This is a genomic window from Methanosarcina sp. UBA411 (assembly GCF_002495725.1).
Lineage (GTDB): Archaea > Halobacteriota > Methanosarcinia > Methanosarcinales > Methanosarcinaceae > Methanosarcina.
Genome location: NZ_DAGK01000002.1, coordinates 94,618 through 113,325, shown reverse-complemented (window position 1 = coordinate 113,325; position 18,708 = coordinate 94,618). Strand labels below are relative to the sequence as shown.

18 protein-coding genes, 1 tRNA gene and 1 pseudogene are annotated in these 18,708 nt (G+C 37.3%); 9 read left to right on the top strand and 11 right to left on the bottom strand.

The window, feature by feature from the left end:
• The first annotated feature begins 397 nt into the window (after positions 1-397).
• Positions 398-1,117: a hypothetical protein gene (locus BP861_RS00890; protein ID WP_292371633.1), complete on the top strand. Its 720-nt coding sequence runs from the start codon at positions 398-400 to the stop codon at positions 1,115-1,117.
• 436 nt (positions 1,118-1,553) lie between these two features.
• On the opposite strand, the gene BP861_RS00885 is transcribed toward BP861_RS00890, so the two are convergent.
• From BP861_RS00885 to BP861_RS00850, 8 genes are all read right to left on the bottom strand, one after another.
• A complete protein-coding gene (locus BP861_RS00885) occupies positions 1,554-2,597 on the bottom strand; it encodes a Shedu anti-phage system protein SduA domain-containing protein (protein WP_292371631.1) in 1,044 nt (347 codons plus the stop codon).
• Positions 2,598-3,292: 695 nt separating this feature from the next.
• Entirely contained in the window at positions 3,293-3,931 is a 639-nt protein-coding gene (locus tag BP861_RS00880) for a hypothetical protein (RefSeq protein WP_292371629.1), read from the bottom strand.
• 814 nt (positions 3,932-4,745) lie between these two features.
• A tRNA-Arg gene (locus tag BP861_RS00875) sits at positions 4,746-4,817 on the bottom strand.
• A gap of 187 nt (positions 4,818-5,004) precedes the next feature.
• Positions 5,005-5,547 carry a nitroreductase family protein gene (locus BP861_RS00870; RefSeq protein WP_292371627.1) on the bottom strand — a complete coding sequence of 181 codons (543 nt, stop codon included), beginning with the start codon at positions 5,545-5,547 and terminating at the stop codon, positions 5,005-5,007.
• Positions 5,548-5,643: 96 nt separating this feature from the next.
• Positions 5,644-6,651, bottom strand: a complete 1,008-nt coding sequence (gene ilvC, locus BP861_RS00865) for a ketol-acid reductoisomerase (protein ID WP_292371625.1) — start codon at positions 6,649-6,651, stop codon at positions 5,644-5,646.
• Positions 6,652-6,935: 284 nt separating this feature from the next.
• On the bottom strand, positions 6,936-7,421 hold the full coding sequence (ilvN, locus tag BP861_RS00860; RefSeq protein ID WP_292371622.1) for an acetolactate synthase small subunit: 486 nt from the start codon (positions 7,419-7,421) through the stop codon (positions 6,936-6,938).
• A complete protein-coding gene (locus BP861_RS00855; RefSeq protein ID WP_292371620.1) occupies positions 7,421-9,187 on the bottom strand; it encodes an acetolactate synthase large subunit in 1,767 nt (588 codons plus the stop codon). Before BP861_RS00855 ends, ilvN begins: the two co-directional genes overlap by 1 nt.
• Positions 9,188-9,477: 290 nt before the next feature.
• Positions 9,478-10,950 (bottom strand): (R)-citramalate synthase, encoded by a 1,473-nt coding sequence (locus tag BP861_RS00850; protein WP_422655880.1) that lies wholly within the window; start codon positions 10,948-10,950, stop codon positions 9,478-9,480.
• A gap of 303 nt (positions 10,951-11,253) precedes the next feature.
• Between BP861_RS00850 and BP861_RS00845 the strand changes: the two genes are divergently transcribed.
• Positions 11,254-11,490, top strand: coding sequence for a hypothetical protein (locus BP861_RS00845; protein WP_292371618.1), 237 nt, complete (start codon positions 11,254-11,256; stop codon positions 11,488-11,490).
• 361 nt (positions 11,491-11,851) lie between these two features.
• On the opposite strand, the gene BP861_RS00840 is transcribed toward BP861_RS00845, so the two are convergent.
• The 3 genes from BP861_RS00840 to BP861_RS00830 all read right to left on the bottom strand — a co-directional run bounded on the left by BP861_RS00840 (position 11,852) and on the right by BP861_RS00830 (position 14,356).
• Complete coding sequence (locus tag BP861_RS00840; protein ID WP_292371616.1) at positions 11,852-12,031, bottom strand: CsbD family protein; 180 nt, start codon at positions 12,029-12,031, stop codon at positions 11,852-11,854.
• A gap of 714 nt (positions 12,032-12,745) precedes the next feature.
• The gene (locus tag BP861_RS00835) at positions 12,746-13,300 is read right to left on the bottom strand and encodes a hypothetical protein (protein ID WP_292371614.1); all 555 of its coding nucleotides are present in this window, start codon (positions 13,298-13,300) and stop codon (positions 12,746-12,748) included.
• Positions 13,301-13,963: 663 nt separating this feature from the next.
• The gene (locus BP861_RS00830) at positions 13,964-14,356 is read right to left on the bottom strand and encodes a PadR family transcriptional regulator (protein ID WP_292371612.1); all 393 of its coding nucleotides are present in this window, start codon (positions 14,354-14,356) and stop codon (positions 13,964-13,966) included.
• A 647-nt stretch (positions 14,357-15,003) separates the two neighbouring features.
• Between BP861_RS00830 and gvpA the strand changes: the two genes are divergently transcribed.
• The 7 genes and pseudogenes from gvpA to BP861_RS00795 all read left to right on the top strand — a co-directional run bounded on the left by gvpA (position 15,004) and on the right by BP861_RS00795 (position 18,691).
• Complete coding sequence (gvpA, locus tag BP861_RS00825) at positions 15,004-15,240, top strand: gas vesicle protein GvpA (protein ID WP_292371610.1); 237 nt, start codon at positions 15,004-15,006, stop codon at positions 15,238-15,240.
• A 182-nt stretch (positions 15,241-15,422) separates the two neighbouring features.
• Complete coding sequence (gene gvpO, locus BP861_RS00820; RefSeq protein ID WP_292371609.1) at positions 15,423-15,707, top strand: gas vesicle protein GvpO; 285 nt, start codon at positions 15,423-15,425, stop codon at positions 15,705-15,707.
• A 416-nt stretch (positions 15,708-16,123) separates the two neighbouring features.
• On the top strand, positions 16,124-16,783 hold the full coding sequence (locus tag BP861_RS00815) for a GvpL/GvpF family gas vesicle protein (protein ID WP_292371607.1): 660 nt from the start codon (positions 16,124-16,126) through the stop codon (positions 16,781-16,783).
• Positions 16,783-17,064 carry a gas vesicle protein GvpG gene (locus tag BP861_RS00810; protein ID WP_292371605.1) on the top strand — a complete coding sequence of 94 codons (282 nt, stop codon included), beginning with the start codon at positions 16,783-16,785 and terminating at the stop codon, positions 17,062-17,064. The genes BP861_RS00815 and BP861_RS00810 overlap by 1 nt, the downstream gene beginning before the upstream one ends.
• 37 nt (positions 17,065-17,101) lie before the next feature.
• Entirely contained in the window at positions 17,102-17,338 is a 237-nt protein-coding gene (locus BP861_RS00805) for a hypothetical protein (RefSeq protein WP_292371603.1), read from the top strand.
• Between the two features lie 264 nt (positions 17,339-17,602).
• Positions 17,603-17,779: pseudogene (locus BP861_RS15950) on the top strand (gas vesicle protein); the annotation flags it as partial.
• Positions 17,780-18,040: 261 nt separating this feature from the next.
• On the top strand, positions 18,041-18,691 hold the full coding sequence (locus BP861_RS00795; RefSeq protein ID WP_292371599.1) for an Hsp20/alpha crystallin family protein: 651 nt from the start codon (positions 18,041-18,043) through the stop codon (positions 18,689-18,691).
• Positions 18,692-18,708 lie beyond the last annotated feature (17 nt).

Genomic DNA, 18,708 nt, shown 5'->3' with positions numbered 1-18,708 from the left:
ATAAAATCGTATTTTCATATATTTTTAGACTCCTTGAAAAATGATTAGTTTTTTAAGGGATATTAAACATTATTTGCCCAATTAAATATAGTTTCAGTCCTTCCTCCATTAAGGCATATTCATTAAAGGCTCTATTTGATGTTTAACGGATTTAGATACTTTAATTGGGAAATTAAACGCTGTTTTTCCCTCACATTTAACATTGGATTTGCATGGATGAAAATGGGATCAGATGCCTTATTTATAAATAAAATAATTTGTAAAGGAATAAAGTATTTATCTTGCTCTCTTTTTGATTTAAAAGAGTATTATAGATTATTTATCTAAAAAATTGATTTTTAGAATCTAGGGCAAAGTATTGGAAGATTCTATATATGTTTTGATTCTATTTAAATTCATGAAACCTGATAATAGTATAAATGAATATGATACTAAATATGAAGAGATTTTGAAGGAATTAGGAAAAACAATGCTTCATAATATATTAGTTTCTAATGATCTTGTTGATTTATATTTAAAAAATCCTAGTCAGGCAATTGTTAAAATTGAAGAGTTAATTGATATTGATAAGTATTCTGATTCTTTTTATAATGAATATGTATGGATTGTTGATGATTTTATTGATATAAAAGAACGTGTTACAAAAAAATTGAATCTTTTGGATGAGGATCAGTTTGATAAAGATGAGCTATTAATGATTTTGTTTTATGCAGTTTCATCTTTTGAAAGTATGGTTAATTTGTTTTTGTTTTGTGAACTAGATTTAAAAGGTTTTTCTAAAACAGAGATTAAAGATATTTTAAGGATAGATATGGATGATAAATTGGGTTGGTTACTAAAGTTGATCTGTGGGTTTAAATATACTGAAAATAAAAATTGGACATTACTAAGCAGATTTGTTAAAACTAGAAATTTTTTTATTCACTTTAAACCTGTTACGTGGGCACAAGAGGATATGCGCATTAGTTTGCTAGATAAGGAGTCAATCAGTGAATTTATCGATGTTGCTTATGAGTGTTACTTATTTTTAATAGATCATCATTCAGAAAAATACAAAGAAAATATTAAAAAATTCGAACAACTTAAAGAGTTTGAATTGAATTTTAAAAAAGTGTAATATTTTGGTCGTGCACTATTAGTTAGCTGATGTTATTTCCAAAACACTTTTAGTGGCGCATCATACCTTTTTTACAGTTAAGTAAGGTTAATAGCATGCTTGATGTACGAAACATGAAGCATTTCTAGCACTGGAAAACTAATCATGAAAACATCAACCGCATAATGATGTACGACCAATATTTTAGATATTTTATTTTTTTCCGAAAACATATTTTTGTATAACCTATACATTTTGTTCACATATCTGTGAATAGTAACGAAGAAATTTAGAACAGCAGTATAGATAGTCACGCCTGTAATTGTTGCAACAAAAAACTTCATTGTCCTCATTAGGCAGTTGCATTATTTAGCCTCGTGACTAGAGAAGAAGGAAAGCACAACAATGATACATATGTTTTAACTTACGTGTATAACCAATTTTATCTTGAATCATGTCAAACATTAGGATTTAATTTCATTTGTTTTAAAATATCGACTGTGTATTTACCATATGCAATTAAATCATTGTATGTATAGATTTTTATTGCAGAATTCATCTTTTCCTTTTTTCTAAGAGCTTCTCGTTGACTTGAACTTAAATCATATCCAATGATAAGTATACAACTTGGATTTTCAAATTTCAACCCTTTGTTTCGATCTAAATAATCTTTATTTTCTTTTACATAAAGCAGATATCTCTCTACTTGATTCCAAGAGTCATTAAATTCAGAAGTATAACCTCCATCTTGACGGAATAAATTTAGAAACGGTTGTTTTATTTCGATAATATCTCTATAGTCATCATGAGTACGAATACCATTAAAATCAGGTATATTCTCATTGTCAAATATTGGATGGGGTTGTATTGTTTTATATTGTAAACCAAGTATCCACGGATATTTCTCAATCCATTCTTGATACTTTGATTCACTTTTTTCATGATCCTTTAACATTTTTTCAAGTTCATAGATTGGCATCTCTAAACTGGATAGATTTTTAATACGTTTCTTTTCTAATTCTCTAGAGAGAGTATTTGCCTCATCGATAGAGATAAATTTGAGATCATCTTTTTCAAAAATTTCTCCAACTCTACTATCACGATTAGAAAGTGCATATCTTACCTCGCCATTGATATATAATCCAATATAGCCTGCAAAAAGTTCTTCTCCTTCCAAAAACATAACACCGTCATCATACCATTGTGTGTGATTTGGGGACACAAATATTTTTTTTCCGTTTTCACCATAACCTCTAAAGCTATAATTTTGTGTAATTGCATGCCTAATATATGCTAAAAGTTGAGATCTATTTTTATTTGTAAGCAGAAAATCCTGTATGTTTGAATGCTTATGTACATTATCAGGATTAAGTATTGACAACAAAAGAGAATCTACTCTTTCAAATACTCCATCATCAAATTCTTTGTCGGGAAGTTCTTTAAATACTTCCTCTAGCTCACATATTAAACGAATGCCTATATCCTTTTTTGATTCAACCATAGTGCTTTCCTCAAAAGACTAATAATTAAAATTATTTAATATAATCTATCATGCATAGGTTTTGTTGTAAAAGCTATGTATTCCCTAGGAGTTTTAAAGGGAATTTAGGTGAAATTTGGTTAATCCAAGGACAAAATGCAGAGTTTTTCCTGGATTCCTTTCTCATTGCGCTTTTGTGTTTCCATTAACAGTAAAAACGCCTATCGTTCTAAGCCGCTTTGAGACATTTTTAAAATAAGATGTAAAAGGACATATTCTAAAAGTCAAACAGTGAGCCTGAGAATACGACCATGTTTTGACCTGTGAGTTCAGCAAGTTGAAAGTGTATCAGGCTAACTAAGAAAAATAATAGTAACTATTCAGGACTCAGTACCAAAATCTAGTGATGAATGTAAAGTTTAAAACCACTAGATTTTGGAATAGAGTTTATTATATCCCAAAACTACAATTACGCCCTTTAATTTCTAATTTTGAATAGTCAATCGAGCTTCCGATCATTAACTTAGTTCTGAGACTCTTATCGATATGCAAATAAGATCACTTCTGGGATAATCTCGAAAAAAGAAACATAAAAATATTCATGGAGGGTAGTACTTTAAATAGAATATTCGTAGATTACAAAAATACTCTCTCAACCTAATTTGCTTCCTCAAAAATGTGGTTATACTACATACTACTCATTAAATAAGTTGCGTTTACTCTTTAATTGTACTCAACAATTCCTCCTGACTAACAGTTTTATCAGGTCTTACGGCTTTCCCATCATCAGTCAATGTGAACTTACCTTGCATACACCCTGTAACTCTGAGATGTTTTGGCTCAATGTCCTTAGTACGGTTGGTAACATCCTCCGTCAAAAAAAGTAAAACCTTTTCGTCAGTTTTGAAACTCGGTTCATGATTAGCTTCTAAAGTATCGTTTCCAACTGTTCCGCCATCCACTCTCACTGTAACCTCTTTGGATGACAATGGGTTTTTGAGGTATTCATCTACACTTATGGTGATATCTGTATAGATAAGATTCTCCAGGCTAAATGAATCAATATCATCGGGTCTTTTTCCGTCGATAGAATTCCATTTGCTTGGATTTATTTCCTTCACTGTACCTATTACAATCGTATAAGAGTGATTGTTTAATTCTTCAGGACTTAGTGGTGCAAGTGATGCACTGATTTCGCTGTATAAAGGCATGTCATTATTTGCAAGTTTGATATTATCTTGTGAGGGATTTGCAAGTTTAATACCATCTTGCGAGCCTGACAACGCTAGAGCACTTAACATTATCAAAGAAACTGCTCCAACGAAAACGATCATATATTTTATGCTTTTATTCATTGTCATCATCTTTTAAGGATAAACATATTGGGTGCTTGCTATATCGTCTGAGTGGAAATTTTTTACTTATGTCGTTGTTTTATCATGCTTCATATTTCACTCCTGTGAATTTTATCCGAAGGCAGAATAACCAAGCTTAAATATACACAAAGCTGACGTAATCATACCTTATAGGCGTGTTTTATGGAGCTTGGGTAATGTTGGAAAGTTCCATACTGTCTATATTATTTTATACGAAAATGCTATAAAACTTTATGCAAGACTCTCAAACTATGCGACTCTCACATTAATTTTAATCCTACAATTATTTCGTGACCTGCAATTGTTCAAAAATTTGCATAGAGAGCATACATGAGTTATCGCCTCACATTCAACCATGCCTAAAAACATTGTAAAATTCTAAAATAATTTAAGCCAATGTTTTAACTGGACAATAAAAAATTACAGAAATATTTGTTGTTATTTAGAAAAAGTTATTAAAAGCAGTGAAACTATAGAACAGGGAAAATACATCAAAAATTAATTAAAAGGTTTCCAGCACTACTTTCAAGAGTATAATTAGAACGACGATCAAAAACAAAGTCCACAAAAGCGGCAGTATACGCAGCAAAAAATACAGTATTATCGCTATGAGAATTAACTGAACTAAAGATATCCTTCTTCCAGCACGCAGGAAGCGACGATTTAATCTTCTAGACATTACACTAGCCCCTTCGAAACTGATATTCCTTTTTTTAGATCTTGTTTTACATCTTTTGTCCAGAAAACATTATAAAAATAAAATTGAAACTTAAACCTAACTGTTTCAGGTAAACAGGTCTGCTGGGAATCGAACCCAGGTTCGGAGCTCCGGAGGCTCCAGTGATATCCTCTACACTACAGACCTTTTAGTGAAAAAACTATGACCGATTTGCTGACAGATAAAACTGTAATCAGCTAACTGGCTGGTTATAGTGCTAAATAGCTTATAAACTTAATCCTTAACGAAACTGGAATATCCTTTAACCGGAATATCCTCAAATTACATAGGAACGGATTAAAAGAAAACTTAACCTGGAATTTCCAGGACAGGTTTACTCTTGCCACTTCTGGCCGTACTTTTCATCAAATACTATCTCGGAAAGAGCCCTGCGTGTTGAGGTTCTTTCCTTTGGAACCGGTTCCCCGATTGCGAGAGCGGCCATTAGCTCAAGATCTGGAGGGCATCCCAGAATGGAATTGACCTCTTCTTTTTTATTCAGGATTTCTCCAAGCCATACTCCGCCAAGGCCCAGTTCGCAGCAAGTAAGGAGCATATTCTGGATTGCAGCTCCTATTGCCTCAATATCTTTTGTCCTGTTGTAAGAAGTTTCATTATCTAGATAAGTAGCAATAAGTAGAGGCGCTCCTGCCACAATACCGGAATAATGCGTACATTTCGAGAGTTTCTGGATGGTCTCCCTATCCCGGATAACAATGAAACGCCAGGGCTGGTTGTTCAACCCGGAAGGAGCCCAGTGCCCTGCGTTCAGGATAGTGTTGATATCTTCCTTGCTGACAGGTTTGTCCGTAAACTCCCGGACGCTTCGTCTGTTAAGGATAGTGTCAATGACTTTGGTTTCCCCTGTAACTGGCATTAATTCTCCTCCGGATTGATTTTCTATTTCTAGCTTAATGAACTTTCTCTATGCAGGCTGTCAATTATAGAATATTACAGAATAGATCAGTCACGATCAGTCGTCATCGATCTTCTTGTTGAGCCAGGGGATGTTTGCACGGATCTGCTTTCCGACAACCTCAAGCTGGTGTTCCTTTTCCTGGCGTTCCATGGCTTTGAGTACAGGATGGTTAACCATACCTTCGAGCACGAATTCCTTGGCAAATTCGCCGTTCTGGATTCTTGCTAGAGCTTCGTACATGGCTTCACGGGACTCCTCGTTAATGATCCTGGGGCCAACGGTCATACCTCCGTATTCTGCGGTGTTAGAAACCGAATGCCACATTCTCTCAAGCCCGCCTTCATAGATAAGGTCAACAATGAGTTTAACTTCGTGGCAGGTCTCGAAATAGGCCATCTCAGGCTGGTATCCTGCCTCAACAAGCACCTCAAAGGCGGTCTTGATAAGGGACGAGATTCCTCCGCACAGGTCAACCTGTTCTCCGAAAAGGTCGGTTTCAGTTTCTTCACGGAAGGTGGTTTCATAGACACCTGCCCTGGTTGCACCGATTCCTTTGGCGTAAGAAAGAGCAATGTCCCTGGCATTTCCTGTTGCGTCCTGGTAGACTGCAATCAAAGCTGGCACTCCGATGCCTTCGGTATAGGTTCTTCTTACAATGTGACCAGGGCCCTTGGGAGCAGCCATGAAAACATCAACATTCTTTGGGGGGACAATCTGGCTATAGTGAATATTAAAACCATGTGCGAAAGCAAGTGCGTTGCCGGCTTCCAGATTTGGCTCAATTTCAGAGTAATAGACCGAGGCCTGTTTTTCGTCCGGAAGAAGGACCATGATAACATCTGCAGCTTTTGCAGCTTCTGCCACGGTCATAACTTTCAGGCCGTCACCTTCGGCTTTTGCCCAGCTTGAACTGCCGTTTCTAAGCCCAACAACAACATTAAGCCCGGACTCATGGAGGTTGCGGGCGTGAGCGTGACCCTGGCTTCCGTAGCCCATTATTGCGATAGTTTTGTCCTTAAGTGCGTCAAAAGTAGTCTCGTTATCATAAATTATAGTTGCCATGTTTGATTCTCCTGATGAATTCTTCAGTTTTTGAGCAAAGCCCCTTATCTTTTTCGGGAAGCACATTATTATGAAATCCGTTCACTTCCCTGAGAATTAAGTTGCTTTATATCGATTCTCAGAAAGTTGCTTTCTTCGGATAGGGGCAGCTTTTGAAGTTTCAGCAGATGCTTGAAACTCAGGCCTACTTTTTAATGAAGCTTCGAGGGTTTTAAAACGCTTTCGGCTACCCCAATCTGTAAAAATAATTAAGCAGCTACTTTTCTTTACCTGTCCCTTATTATTTAAACCTTCTTTGGTCCTCTCACCAGGGCAATCTTACCTGTCCGGACCATTTCCTTAATTCCGAACTGCCTGAGGAGTTTTTCAATTGCCTGAATTTTGGCTTCATCCCCGGTTACTTCGATAGTCATGGATTTGGGAGCTACATCCACTATCCTTGCCCTGAAAATATCTGCAATTTGGATGATCTCGGTTCTTGCGTTCACATCAGCTGTAACTTTTATGAGTGCGAGCTCTCTCTCTACAGCTTCATCTCCTCCAATGTCCGAAACTTTGATTACATCAACTAGCTTGTTAAGCTGCTTTGTAACCTGTTCGAGCACATGGTCATCTCCATCAACTACTATAGTCATTCTGGAGGTTTTGGGATCTTCAGTGACTCCTACAGCCAGGCTGTCGATATTATATCCGCGCCTTGAGAAGAGCGAAGCCACCCTTGAGAGAACTCCAGACTTATTTTCCACAAGGACTGCAAGCGTATGTTTCATTATTGCTCCTCCAGGTCGAGAACTCTATCAGCTGTTGCCTTACGCAGATCGGGCATAGCGCAGGAAGTGTCTGCATGCTCTTCCATATCAAGGATTTCATTGATTGCAGCACCTGCCGGCACCATAGGATAAACATTTGCCTCACATTCAACAATTACTTCAACGACAGCAGGTCTACCTGAATTGACAGCCTCCTCGATTGCAGGCCTTACTTCGGACGGCCTTTCCGCACGCAGTCCAAGAGCTCCGTAGGCTTCGGCAAGTTTCACGAAATCTACACTGCCCTTAATAAATGTATGGGAATATCTTCTGTCATAGAACAGTTCCTGCCACTGTCTGACCATACCTAGATAACCGTTATTCAGGATCACGGAAACAACTGGAATATCATTCTGGACTGCAGTTGCAAGTTCCTGAGAGTTCATCTGGAAAGAGCCATCGCCTGCAATGTTAACAACCGTTTTATCCGGCCTGCCGACTTTTGCTCCTATGGCTGCAGGGAAACCGTAGCCCATCGTGCCAAGCCCGCCTGATGTGATGAATGTGCGGGGTTTTTTATACTTGAAGAATTGAGCTGCCCACATCTGGTGCTGCCCTACTTCAGTAACTATAATTGCATCCTTGCAGGCTTCAGAGATTTGTTCGACGACAAACTGAGGCATTATAACATCAGGTGACATCTGTTTATAGGTAAGTGGATATTCCTTCTTCCACTGTTTTATCTTTTCAATCCATGCTCCTGAATTGCAGCGCTTGATATATTTATTCAGGGATTTGAGCACCTGTTTTGCGTCCCCGACGATTGGAATCTGAACCTTTACGTTCTTGGAAATCTCTGCAGGGTCGACATCGATATGAATAACCCTGGCGTTGGGAGCAAAGGATTCGAGTTTTCCGGTCACACGATCATCGAACCTTGCACCTACGGCAATAATAAGATCGGATTCCTGAATGGCATAATTTGCATATTTGCTCCCATGCATACCAAGCATCCCAACATATAGAGGATGTTCTGTCGGAATTGCACCTATTCCCAGAAGGGTAGTCGTAACCGGAGCATTAATTGTCTCGGCCAGTTCTACAAGCTCGGCGCTGGCATTAGAACTTATCACGCCGCCGCCTGCGTAAATAATAGGCATGCAGGACTTTGAGATTTCTTCAGCGGCTCGTTTGATTTGCTGGATATTGCCTTTGTAAGTTGGCTTATACCCTCTAAGCTCTACTTTGTCAGGATAGTAAAAGTCGATCTCCGCGTTCTGTACATCCTTTGGAAGGTCAATTAATACCGGGCCAGGCCTTCCGGTAGAGGCGATATGGAAGGCTTCTTTTACGATTCTCGGGAGTTCGTTTACATCCTGTACGAGGTAGTTGTGCTTGGTAATGGGCTGGGTAATTCCCTTAATATCGGCTTCCTGGAAAGCATCGTTACCTATCAGGAACGTCGGAACCTGCCCCGTTAAGGCTACAATAGGTACTGAGTCCATGTATGCGGTAGCAATACCTGTTACCAGGTTGGTTGCTCCGGGACCTGAGGTGGAAACGCAGACCCCGGTCTTTCCAGTAGCACGGGCGTACCCGTCCGCAGCATGAGCTGCTGCCTGTTCGTGGCGCACAAGTATATGGCGCAGATTCGAATCATAAAGTTCGTTATAGAAGGGAATGATCTGCCCTCCTGGATATCCGAAGATGGTGTCAACCCCTTCTTCTTCCAGGCACTTTATCAGAGCCCTTGCGCCATTAACTTTTTCTGTTGACCCGGTTGTCATTATTTAACTCCTTTTTATTTATTGAAATGGGATTTAACTGGATACTCATCTGAATATAAGTACATCTCCAGTATGGGTGTGTTTATCAGAAATATTTTATCTCTCACACTCACAATTTTTCGTTGTTAATTTGCAGATATTTCATAATCGATCATGTTATTTATGGATAAGGTTTTCTCCCGACCCCAGAAACATAAACAGTATGTGATTCCGAAAATCTTTCCAGCAGGAAAAAGGAGAGAGGGCAGAGAAGCCCTCCTGAGAAATTTTTATATTTATTCTCTCTGGAATCATTCGTCTCGGATAAGACGGTTCATGCCGTTCATTACAGCTTCTACGGAAGCCATAATAATGTCCGTCCTTGCTCCGCTTGCGGTGACTACCTTTCCATCTTTGGAAAGTTTTACCCTTACTTCAACAAGGGCATCGGTTCCGCCGGTGATCGAGTCTACATGATATTCTTCAAGGATAATATCTTCCGCACAGGAACTTACAGCTCTACGGATTGCATTGATTACAGCATCTACAGGCCCGTTTCCGATTCCTGCCTGTACTATATCTTTGTCTTTTACATTGAGTTTTATCGATGCCGTTGGAGTCACCCGGTTTCCGGATACGATAGTAAACTCTTCCAGTTTTACCAAGGGCTCTTTATATATATCAAGTACATTTTCCGCAATAGTCTGTAGGTCAGCATCAGTTACATGCTTTCCCTGGTCACCCATCTGCTTGACCCGGTTGAATATTTCCTCGGTCTGGACATCATCAGCCTCAAGCCCCATTTCCTTTAATGCAAGAGTAATAGAGCTACGTCCTGCATGTTTTCCAAGCACGATCTGGCGTTGCCTTCCGATGTATTCGGGACTCATAGGCTCGTAGGTTGCCTTATCGGCCAGAAGACCATGAACGTGAATACCTGCTTCATGAGTGAACGCATTTCCACCTACAAGGGCCTTATTGGGTGATACAGGAATGCCTGTAAGCCGGCTTACAAGCCTTGAAGTCCGGTAGATCATTTCATGTTTGATGCCAGTATCGTATTTATAGAGCCATTCCAGGCTCATTACTACTTCTTCAAGGGATGCGTTTCCAGCCCTTTCTCCTAACCCATTTATAGTTACATGGGCCTGCTTTGCCCCTGCTGCAAGGGCAGCAACCGTGTTTGCAGTTGCAAGACCGAAATCGTTGTGGCAGTGAATACTAATAGGGGCTTTTAGGGAAGAAGACAGGTCACGGAAAATCTCGGTTGTCTTTTCAGGTACCAGAAGGCCTACTGTATCGCAGAAACATAACCTGTCAGCGCCTGCAGCTATTCCGTCGGCGTAGATAGCCTTTAGGAACTCAGGGTCTGCACGTGAAGCATCTTCTCCGCTAAGTTCTACAATCAGACCGTGATCCTTGGCATACTCTGTTACTTCGGCTGCGATCTGCCGTACTGTATCTCGATCTTTTTTGATTTTTGTCCTTATATGAAGATCCGAAACAGGTGCTACTAGGTGGATAGAATCAACGTCACATTTCAGAGCATGGTCAACGTCGGACTTTACAATCCTGCAGTAGCTGCAGATTTCGGCATCAAGCCCTGCATTTGCAATAGTTTTGATAGATTCCCTTTCACCTTCGGAAGTGATTGCAGAGCCTGCCTCAATTACCGATACTCCCATCTCATCAAGAGCTCTTGCAATTAAGAGCTTTTTGTCCTTTGTCAGGGCAACGCCAGGTGTTTGTTCACCGTCTCTCAAAGTAGTGTCCAGAAAGTGGATGTTTTCGAATAATATAATCCCTCAGTTATTATTTTATTCTGATATGTTTCCTTTGGCAATACAGGATATAACATCTGTTTTTTATACTTATTGCTTAATATACTTATTATTTTATAATATTATGTCCTATTTTGCAAAGCTCCATTTATTATACAAATTACATATATCTTTTCTTGGTAACCCAAGTATTTCAGGAAGACCTCCGTGTTTACTCGTGGCTCTCTGAAACTTTGCTTCAATAAGTAGACCATAGTATTTTTACTTTCCAGTTAACAATATATTTGATTTTTAAAAGCTTGCGACTTGAAAAGAGATATCATAGGGCACGTAAGAGTCAATGATGCTCCATACGAAATAACTGTAGATCTAAAAAAAGTTCCTAAGACCTATGACTTATCGGTCCTCTGTTATATTCCCTTCAGAGATTACTTGGCGGTTATCAGGCAGGGTTTAACCGGAAAACCGCTTCTCTTCTGGAAACAATGTGCCAATAGAAATATTGAAAAGTATACAGTTCCCAGCCAGCAAAATAAATTATAAAATATTAGGACAGAAGTTGTTTCGTTTGATTTTTGTACTTCAAGTTGTTTGTTTTGATTTTTTGTGCTTGTATAAGATAAATAAGCAGCTTTAATTTTATAGCTGCATATTACCCCCAAGTTACTGATATTTTGTAAAAATTTGTACTAAAAAAGTTGTACTATCTACCTTTAAAGTTCCAACCTTCTTGTATCTTACCTTGTGTCTTTTCAGCACTAACTTCAGCTTCTTAAAGGATTTCTACTAAGTCTTATTTTAAAGCTGTTTCTAAATCAACAAGCTGAATCTAAGATACTCTTGGCATAGATGACCGGATGTAGCGGCATATCATATCAGATACAGCCGCATAACGCACGAGTATTTATTTTCCAAATACTTTTTTGACCTGACCTTTCTTTTCTTGTATCTTGCCTTCTGTCTTTTCAGCACTACCTTCGGCTTCCAGATCACGATCTCCTGTTATTTCTCCTACAGTTTCTTTGACCTCTCCTTTTGCTTTGTGGTACTTACCTTTAACTTCGTCGTCTGTACTTGATTTCATTTTGTTCCCCCAATTCAATATTTCTTATTCAATTCAATGTTTTTATTAATCTATTGAATGTCTCAGCTCAGGTATCTTTCAGTAGATACAAGCAGAAAAATCCTGAGAATTCTCGACGCTACTTGCCGTGATCCCCAGTTTAATATTCTATATATTATAATAATAAGTTTCCTCTTATATACTTTGCATAATAACATTTTTGAAAAAGAGTATCTGGCCTTATAGGATTTATGGTAAAGTTAAATTGATATGCATTGATTATCTCTTCTACATCTAAAATACTATTTGTTTAATTTTAATACCAAAGCTTTCACTGACTGCTTTGCAACTTTCTATTATTAAAAATGAAAAATTTCCTTAAAAGTAGTGAATAGCGCGTATAAATTAATCTCAAAACTCAAAACTGTGTCCCTTAGTCTCAATTACAGACAATCAATGGAGCACATAATCCTTAGGATGCTTTTGAAATCCTTATTGTTATCAGAACAGTATCGTCTGGATGAATTCTTGATTAAAACAGTTGATTCTCAGTTTTATAGTCAAAATATATAGCCCGAGGTTGGGAATAAGCAACCTCGTTCTCAAAATATTGATTGTAGGGTAACATTATTAATCGACCAGTATGCTTAAGGGTTATGTTCCCTTCTGAAATTATTAGTAAATTGACAACTCAAGCTTTAAACCTTAGCTAATTGACAACTCAAGCTTTAAACCTTAGCTTTTACTCTTAGGGCTCATCCTCTCGGCAGTCTTCCGAACTTCTTCTGCCAGTTTATCTGTACTTTCCCTGATATTCTTTATAAGGTCATTTAGAGCCTTTTCACCAGTTTCGCCTTTTTGTCCAGCAGTCTCTTTGGCCTTTTCTACAGTCTCCTTTCCTTCACCCTTTAGTTGCTCTACAGACTCTTTAGTTTTCTCACCAGCCTGCTCTCTAAGTTTTTCGACCTCTTCTATAAGTTTCTCTGTAGCCTCCGTCAGCCCCTCTACAACTTCTTTGAGATTCTCTGTAAGCTCCGTTATTACAGTTCCGAGGTCTTGTATGGCTCCCTGTAGTGTCTGCCCTAGATCTTCTGTGGTCCCTTCTACAGTCTTCCCTACACCTTCTGTGACGCCTCCCACAGTTTTTCCGATACCACCTGTAAGGCCACCTACAGTCTTCCCAAGACCTTCTGTTGCCTTTCCAACACCCTGAGTGGCCTGACCCTCAGCCTCCTCAATCTTACCTTCAGCTTTTTGAGTTTTACTTTCCTCTTGACTCTGAGCGCTCATGATATACCTCCTTCCCAAAAATTTCTTTTTAATCTTGTAGAATGATCGCAGCTATTACCCCTCTCAATGAATATCCAAATTTTTCCACATTTTGGCATTGATAGCCGTAATTATTCCACTTGATATTTTATTATCTTAGTGCCATTATATTAGTAATATTATAATATAAACTAATTCTTCCTAAAATTCTGCTTTAATAGGATTTTTGAGAAGGAGGGTTTAGTTATTCAAAGAATTAAAGCTCCAGAGATATCAAGGATCTTTGATATATTCACGGCATCTATTATTCTTTTACTGATTTCCTCAAGGTTTACATATTAACTCGAAATTTTACCACCCTAGTTTTCGGATTTGCTTAGTAGTAAACTCTTAGGCGTAGTTGTCCTAATTTTTTGAGCTCTCTGAAACCGGATTTTAGATAAAATAAGTAGAAGAGCTTTTTTATCTACCTCAATGAGGAAATAAGCTTAAACAAAGGAATAGAAGTAAACAAAGGAAGTAAAAGAAGTTTAATGTGGAAATTGATCTAACATCATTTAATTTATTACAAAAAATTAAATGTAGTTTCAATAACATTCGATATGGTCCGGAAGAACTCGGTATATACGTTTTATTCTAAAATCATCTACTCCACAAATTATGCCTTAGTTTATAAAAGCTCCATTATCGCTTTCTCTTATAATTTAGATCTTCTTTTAAGGTCATTAGTAAGTATTCCATTGAGGAAACAAATTCATCTAGCATTGAATAAATCATCTCGCTTCCTTGGTTCGTTGGAATATATACCTTTGATCTCATATCACCTTTGGTAGTGCTTGCTTCGAGAATGTTTTTTTCTTTAAGAGTGTATAATACCTGATAAACGGAGCTTTGATTAATAAATACTTGATATTGCCTGAAAATCTCTTTTACAATATCTTGCCCACACATTGGTTGTGTCTTTAAAATAGAAAGCACTATTACTTCAAGGTGTTTTTTGACTAGATTTTCAATATCTGATTCTTTTTGGATTTCAAAATCTGAGTCTCTAACAAGAGATCCTTGTCTTGAATGCAACTATATGTCCCCTCGGAATTTGGTAAACTATTAAACTATTATTTAATGGCCAGCATTCAATCTTTTTTTAGGAATTCAGGTGATTTAAATAAATTATCGAGTACTCTGAAAGATTAGCATATTTCTCAAAGCTTGGAAATAATTTGAGAACTTTTGGTTATAGTCTTGCAGTTACCAGCTCTCTTACTGTGTATTACTGTGTATTTTATTCATATTTTGTTTTATGTTAGTTCTTGAGAATAATATAATTTTCAAATTATATATCTTTATACGAAGTAATATTTGTTTTAATTATATTTCCATTTTTGCAGAAATCAATATCTTATATAGATAAATAAAAATTCAAAATCAATATCAATAGTCTGCTTTTGGGTAACAGGGCGATTGCATTTATCTGATCGTATAGTACAATTTTAGGATAATATTATAAAACATATTTTGTAACAAAAAAACGAATATCCTAAGTTACTTCAACTTCTGCGAACCTAAAAGATAAGGAAAAAACTAAGTTATACAGGTCGGAAGTTTATTTTTTTGAAAATATTTTCGTAACTACATACTCTCAGAGCAAAAAATTCCAGGTTATAAACTTCGATATGTATAGCTTAAACTGAAGTTAAACAAATAGTGAAAGAGGGGGTGGAAGTTTGGTAAATAATAGTCCTGATAGTTCCGGTCTCGTAGAAGTACTGGATCTGATACTCGATAAAGGCGTAGTCATAGACTTATGGGCTAGGGTTTCACTTGTCGGGATTGAGATACTTACAATTGAAGCCAGAGTGGTTATAGCATCTGTAGATACGTTCCTACACTATGCAGAAGAGATCACAAGGATTGAAAAAGCTGCGGAAGCAATCGAGGAAGCACAAAAAGTTAGTGCATAAGAAGCAAGATCTGACTTTCTTTCTTCCCCGATGTAGTGTCACAGATATAGGTTCCAAAGAGGATTTAATATATTATTTAGGAGTTTGGTCTCAGAATTAGCATAAAACTCAAACTATGTTTGAGTTTTATGTATTTTTTGACATTACTAGCTGAGAATTCATGCTTGTTTGGAAGGGGTTGTATGGAGGAAAAGAATACAATCGAAGAAGTAGGGGATAAAGCGCTTCATCATATAGAACATCTCATTAAGAAAAAAGCTGAGGGGGTTGTGGGTATATCCAAGGAAGGAGAAAACTGGATTGTCCAGTTAGAAGTCCTGGAGAGAAGATCAGTCCCTGATACACAGGACATATTGGGGATGTATCAAATGAAGCTTGATATGGACCTTAATGTTGCGGAATACAGAAGAGTGGGATTGCGACGTAGAGGAGTCATGATAACACAAGATGAGTGTTATATTAACTAGTATGAGCGAACTCAACGATACATCAAAATTGTCTCTTAATAATTAACAAAAACTATCTGTAAGCAGCTTTAAAGGCCTCAATATTAACTACTTCAAAATAGAACGATTTGTCAAAAATACCTTGACTTATCGTGCTTGCCCTGTACTAAGTAAGGCTATGTGCAGAAGCGAAATGCTTAGTATTATCCATAGGATTCAAAGTCTTGTTAAGTCCCGGAACTATATCTACTACTTTGGAGACTAAAAGATGTAGCTCTCCTGGAAATATCAATGATTTATTAACAAAAGATTTGCAAAGCTGTATTTAAAGAAAACAAGTGTCCATAATATCTTTATTAACACCTCATAGTAGCTTACACACCTGATAGCACAATTCTATATGAGTTTCTGAAATCTCACCTTGGGGGGAATAAAAGGTGAATACAGACAATGAGAATGGGAGATATGTATACTGCATAATAAAGGCTCAAGAGGAGCAAGAAAGTTTCGGAAACATAGGCTTTCAGGGAAAAGAAGTATACACTGTCAAATATAAGGAGTTCTCTCCTGTTGTAAGTGATGTGCCTTTTAAGAAATATGATATCGATAACGAAGAGGATATAAGAATCCATACTTCGGTAGTTAATGAGGTAATGAAGAAGTATAGCGTTATTCCTGTAGCATATGGCATGGTTTTTAAAAATAAAAAACTGGTTGATGTCTCCATGCGTTTTGGTTATAAGGCCATGAAAAAAGCCATGAAAATTGTGGATAATAAGGTCGAACTCGGAGTAAAGATAATTTTGCCACAGGATTTTGATGGGAACTTACAAAAGGTAGAACAGTGCAAATCCGAGTTTTCAAAAAGTCTTAAGCAAATTGCTTTTGACTCCAAAAATCTCAATCTTTTCAGCAAGCGTCTTATAATGAATGGCTCGTTTCTCGTGGAAAAAGATAAGATTCAAGTTTTTTCCGATGAAGTTGAAAGGCTCAGAACCAAATATGATTCTTTTAAGGTTCGTTATAGTGGTCCCTGGTCACCTTACAATTTCGTAGATATACATATAATGTCTCAACAGAGAGGAGGTTTTAGATAATGCTCCTCATTGACGATCTCATTCTTCGGTCAATTGGGATTACAATTCCAGGGCTTGACTTGATTTACACACTAGAAATCATAAGAGATTTTGCATTTAAGGAACTTTACAATCCTGAAAAAGTCAAAAACGGGCTAAAAGAAAACCAAATGTTATACGAATTTGGCGAAATCTCAAGAGCTGAATTTGAAGAAACAAGATCAAAGCTCATGGAGCAACTCAAATTCGCAGAGCGTTTCGAGGAGATGAACCTCAGTGTCAGAAGTGACATCTTTGCCTAAAAAAAGAAAAAGCACGAAAACTCAGAATTTAGAATCTATGGATCTGGAATCAAGAAAATCATGCGGAAATATAATGAATTTTTTCAAAACACTTGAAGAAATGGAAACAAAAAAAATATCTGAGAAATCGGGAAGAAATAATTGCAAGGGACCGGTTGGCTCGAAAATAGATTACTCTTATCATATCAAAATAAATGATCCTGCAAGACAAGAAGAAAATCTCAAAAAACCTGAATTTCAGAAATTAAGGTCTAAAAAGAAACTCAGAGACTGATAATATAGAATATGTAGGTCCTTTACCCAGGTTTCAAAAAATTAAGTTCTACAAGATGTGCAAAATAAAATTAGAGAAAAAAGAAAGCTCTAAAAACTTGATTTGGGAATAATTTGTTACATCTTTCAAAAAGACTCATAGAGAGACTCCCAATCCGCATTACAAAGGAAAAAGTTCTAAGATCAACTGAAAAAATGTCGATATATCATATCTCTGGACTTATAAGATCAAGGAGTGGAATGCGAATTAGTAAAGAGGTGAAATATGACAAACTCAAATTCGGTTGTTAAGGAGTCGGGAGGGCTTGCTGATGTAATAGACAGAATTCTCGATAAAGGGCTTGTGCTGAATGCCGATATTTCTGTATCCGTTGCTGGTACAGAACTTCTTGGTGTAAAAATTACAGCTACTATTGCATCCTTTGAGACTGCGGCGAAATACGGGCTTGAATTTCCTTCTGGAACTAATTTAAATGCTCCAGCCTGGGAGAAAGTATCTGAAACATACGCAAACTGCCCAGAATGCGGAAACCGAAGAGAAGAAAGACTTCTGATACATGAAGGATGTCCTGTTTGTGGATGGGAAAGCCCGCTTAAGAAGAAAAGCGTTCCTGCGTTGAGTCAAAATGATTCGGATAAATCTGACAATATATTGTATAGGAATTTGTAATGTTTATATGGTTTTGTAATAAGGGAGAGTGGAATGGAAAAAAATAACGCAGAAAAAGAATCTGAAGCCAGATCCTTAAAAGAAAAAGAGGAGTTGGAATCCAAAATCAAGGCTATGGAAGAAAGGATAAAGGAACTTGAGAAAAGCCTTGGTGAAAAAAAGGAACCTGTCGGATATGGTGGAGAAAGTATTGTTGGAGAACTTGTAAGTTCTCTTATCCCGGGCTTTGGAAAAATAGTAAAAACTCTTGAAAAGACCTCTCCAGAGTTTAGACAGAGAATTGCAGACACCGATTCGGAAATTAAACATAGGCTCGAAACTGGCTGGAGTGGTAAAAAGCCTACTGTAAGCTATGGCCTGTCAATAAGGCCTCTTGACACCAGACCCGGAAAAGTCTCGACAAGAGGAACGCCTAATACGAAAATAAAAGAAGTAAAAATTGAGTCTTCAGAAATTGAACCTGTTTTTGACGTCTTCGAAGAAGAGGGAAATGTTTCCGTAATTGCTGAAATTCCGGGGGCCAATGAAGAAGATGTCCAAATAGAACTTGAAGGTAGCAAACTGCAGATTTCTGCGGGATTGTACAGTAAAACCGTAGTTTTACCTACAGAAGCAGAAGCAATCATGGAAAAAAGTTTTAAGAACGAGGTACTGCAGCTAAAAATAAAAAACAAAAAAAGCTGATTCAGATTAATGAAAGG

Coding starts and splice junctions, on each gene's coding strand:
- BP861_RS00890 (WP_292371633.1), top strand. CDS start 398: ATGAAACCTGATAATAGTATAAATGAATATGATACTAAATATGAAGAG.
- BP861_RS00885 (WP_292371631.1), bottom strand. CDS start 2,597: ATGGTTGAATCAAAAAAGGATATAGGCATTCGTTTAATATGTGAGCTA.
- BP861_RS00880 (WP_292371629.1), bottom strand. CDS start 3,931: ATGAATAAAAGCATAAAATATATGATCGTTTTCGTTGGAGCAGTTTCT.
- BP861_RS00870 (WP_292371627.1), bottom strand. CDS start 5,547: ATGCCAGTTACAGGGGAAACCAAAGTCATTGACACTATCCTTAACAGA.
- ilvC (WP_292371625.1), bottom strand. CDS start 6,651: ATGGCAACTATAATTTATGATAACGAGACTACTTTTGACGCACTTAAG.
- ilvN (WP_292371622.1), bottom strand. CDS start 7,421: ATGAAACATACGCTTGCAGTCCTTGTGGAAAATAAGTCTGGAGTTCTC.
- BP861_RS00855 (WP_292371620.1), bottom strand. CDS start 9,187: ATGACAACCGGGTCAACAGAAAAAGTTAATGGCGCAAGGGCTCTGATA.
- BP861_RS00840 (WP_292371616.1), bottom strand. CDS start 12,031: ATGAAATCAAGTACAGACGACGAAGTTAAAGGTAAGTACCACAAAGCA.
- BP861_RS00835 (WP_292371614.1), bottom strand. CDS start 13,300: ATGAGCGCTCAGAGTCAAGAGGAAAGTAAAACTCAAAAAGCTGAAGGT.
- gvpO (WP_292371609.1), top strand. CDS start 15,423: ATGGAGGAAAAGAATACAATCGAAGAAGTAGGGGATAAAGCGCTTCAT.
- BP861_RS00810 (WP_292371605.1), top strand. CDS start 16,783: ATGCTCCTCATTGACGATCTCATTCTTCGGTCAATTGGGATTACAATT.
- BP861_RS00805 (WP_292371603.1), top strand. CDS start 17,102: ATGGATCTGGAATCAAGAAAATCATGCGGAAATATAATGAATTTTTTC.
- BP861_RS00795 (WP_292371599.1), top strand. CDS start 18,041: ATGGAAAAAAATAACGCAGAAAAAGAATCTGAAGCCAGATCCTTAAAA.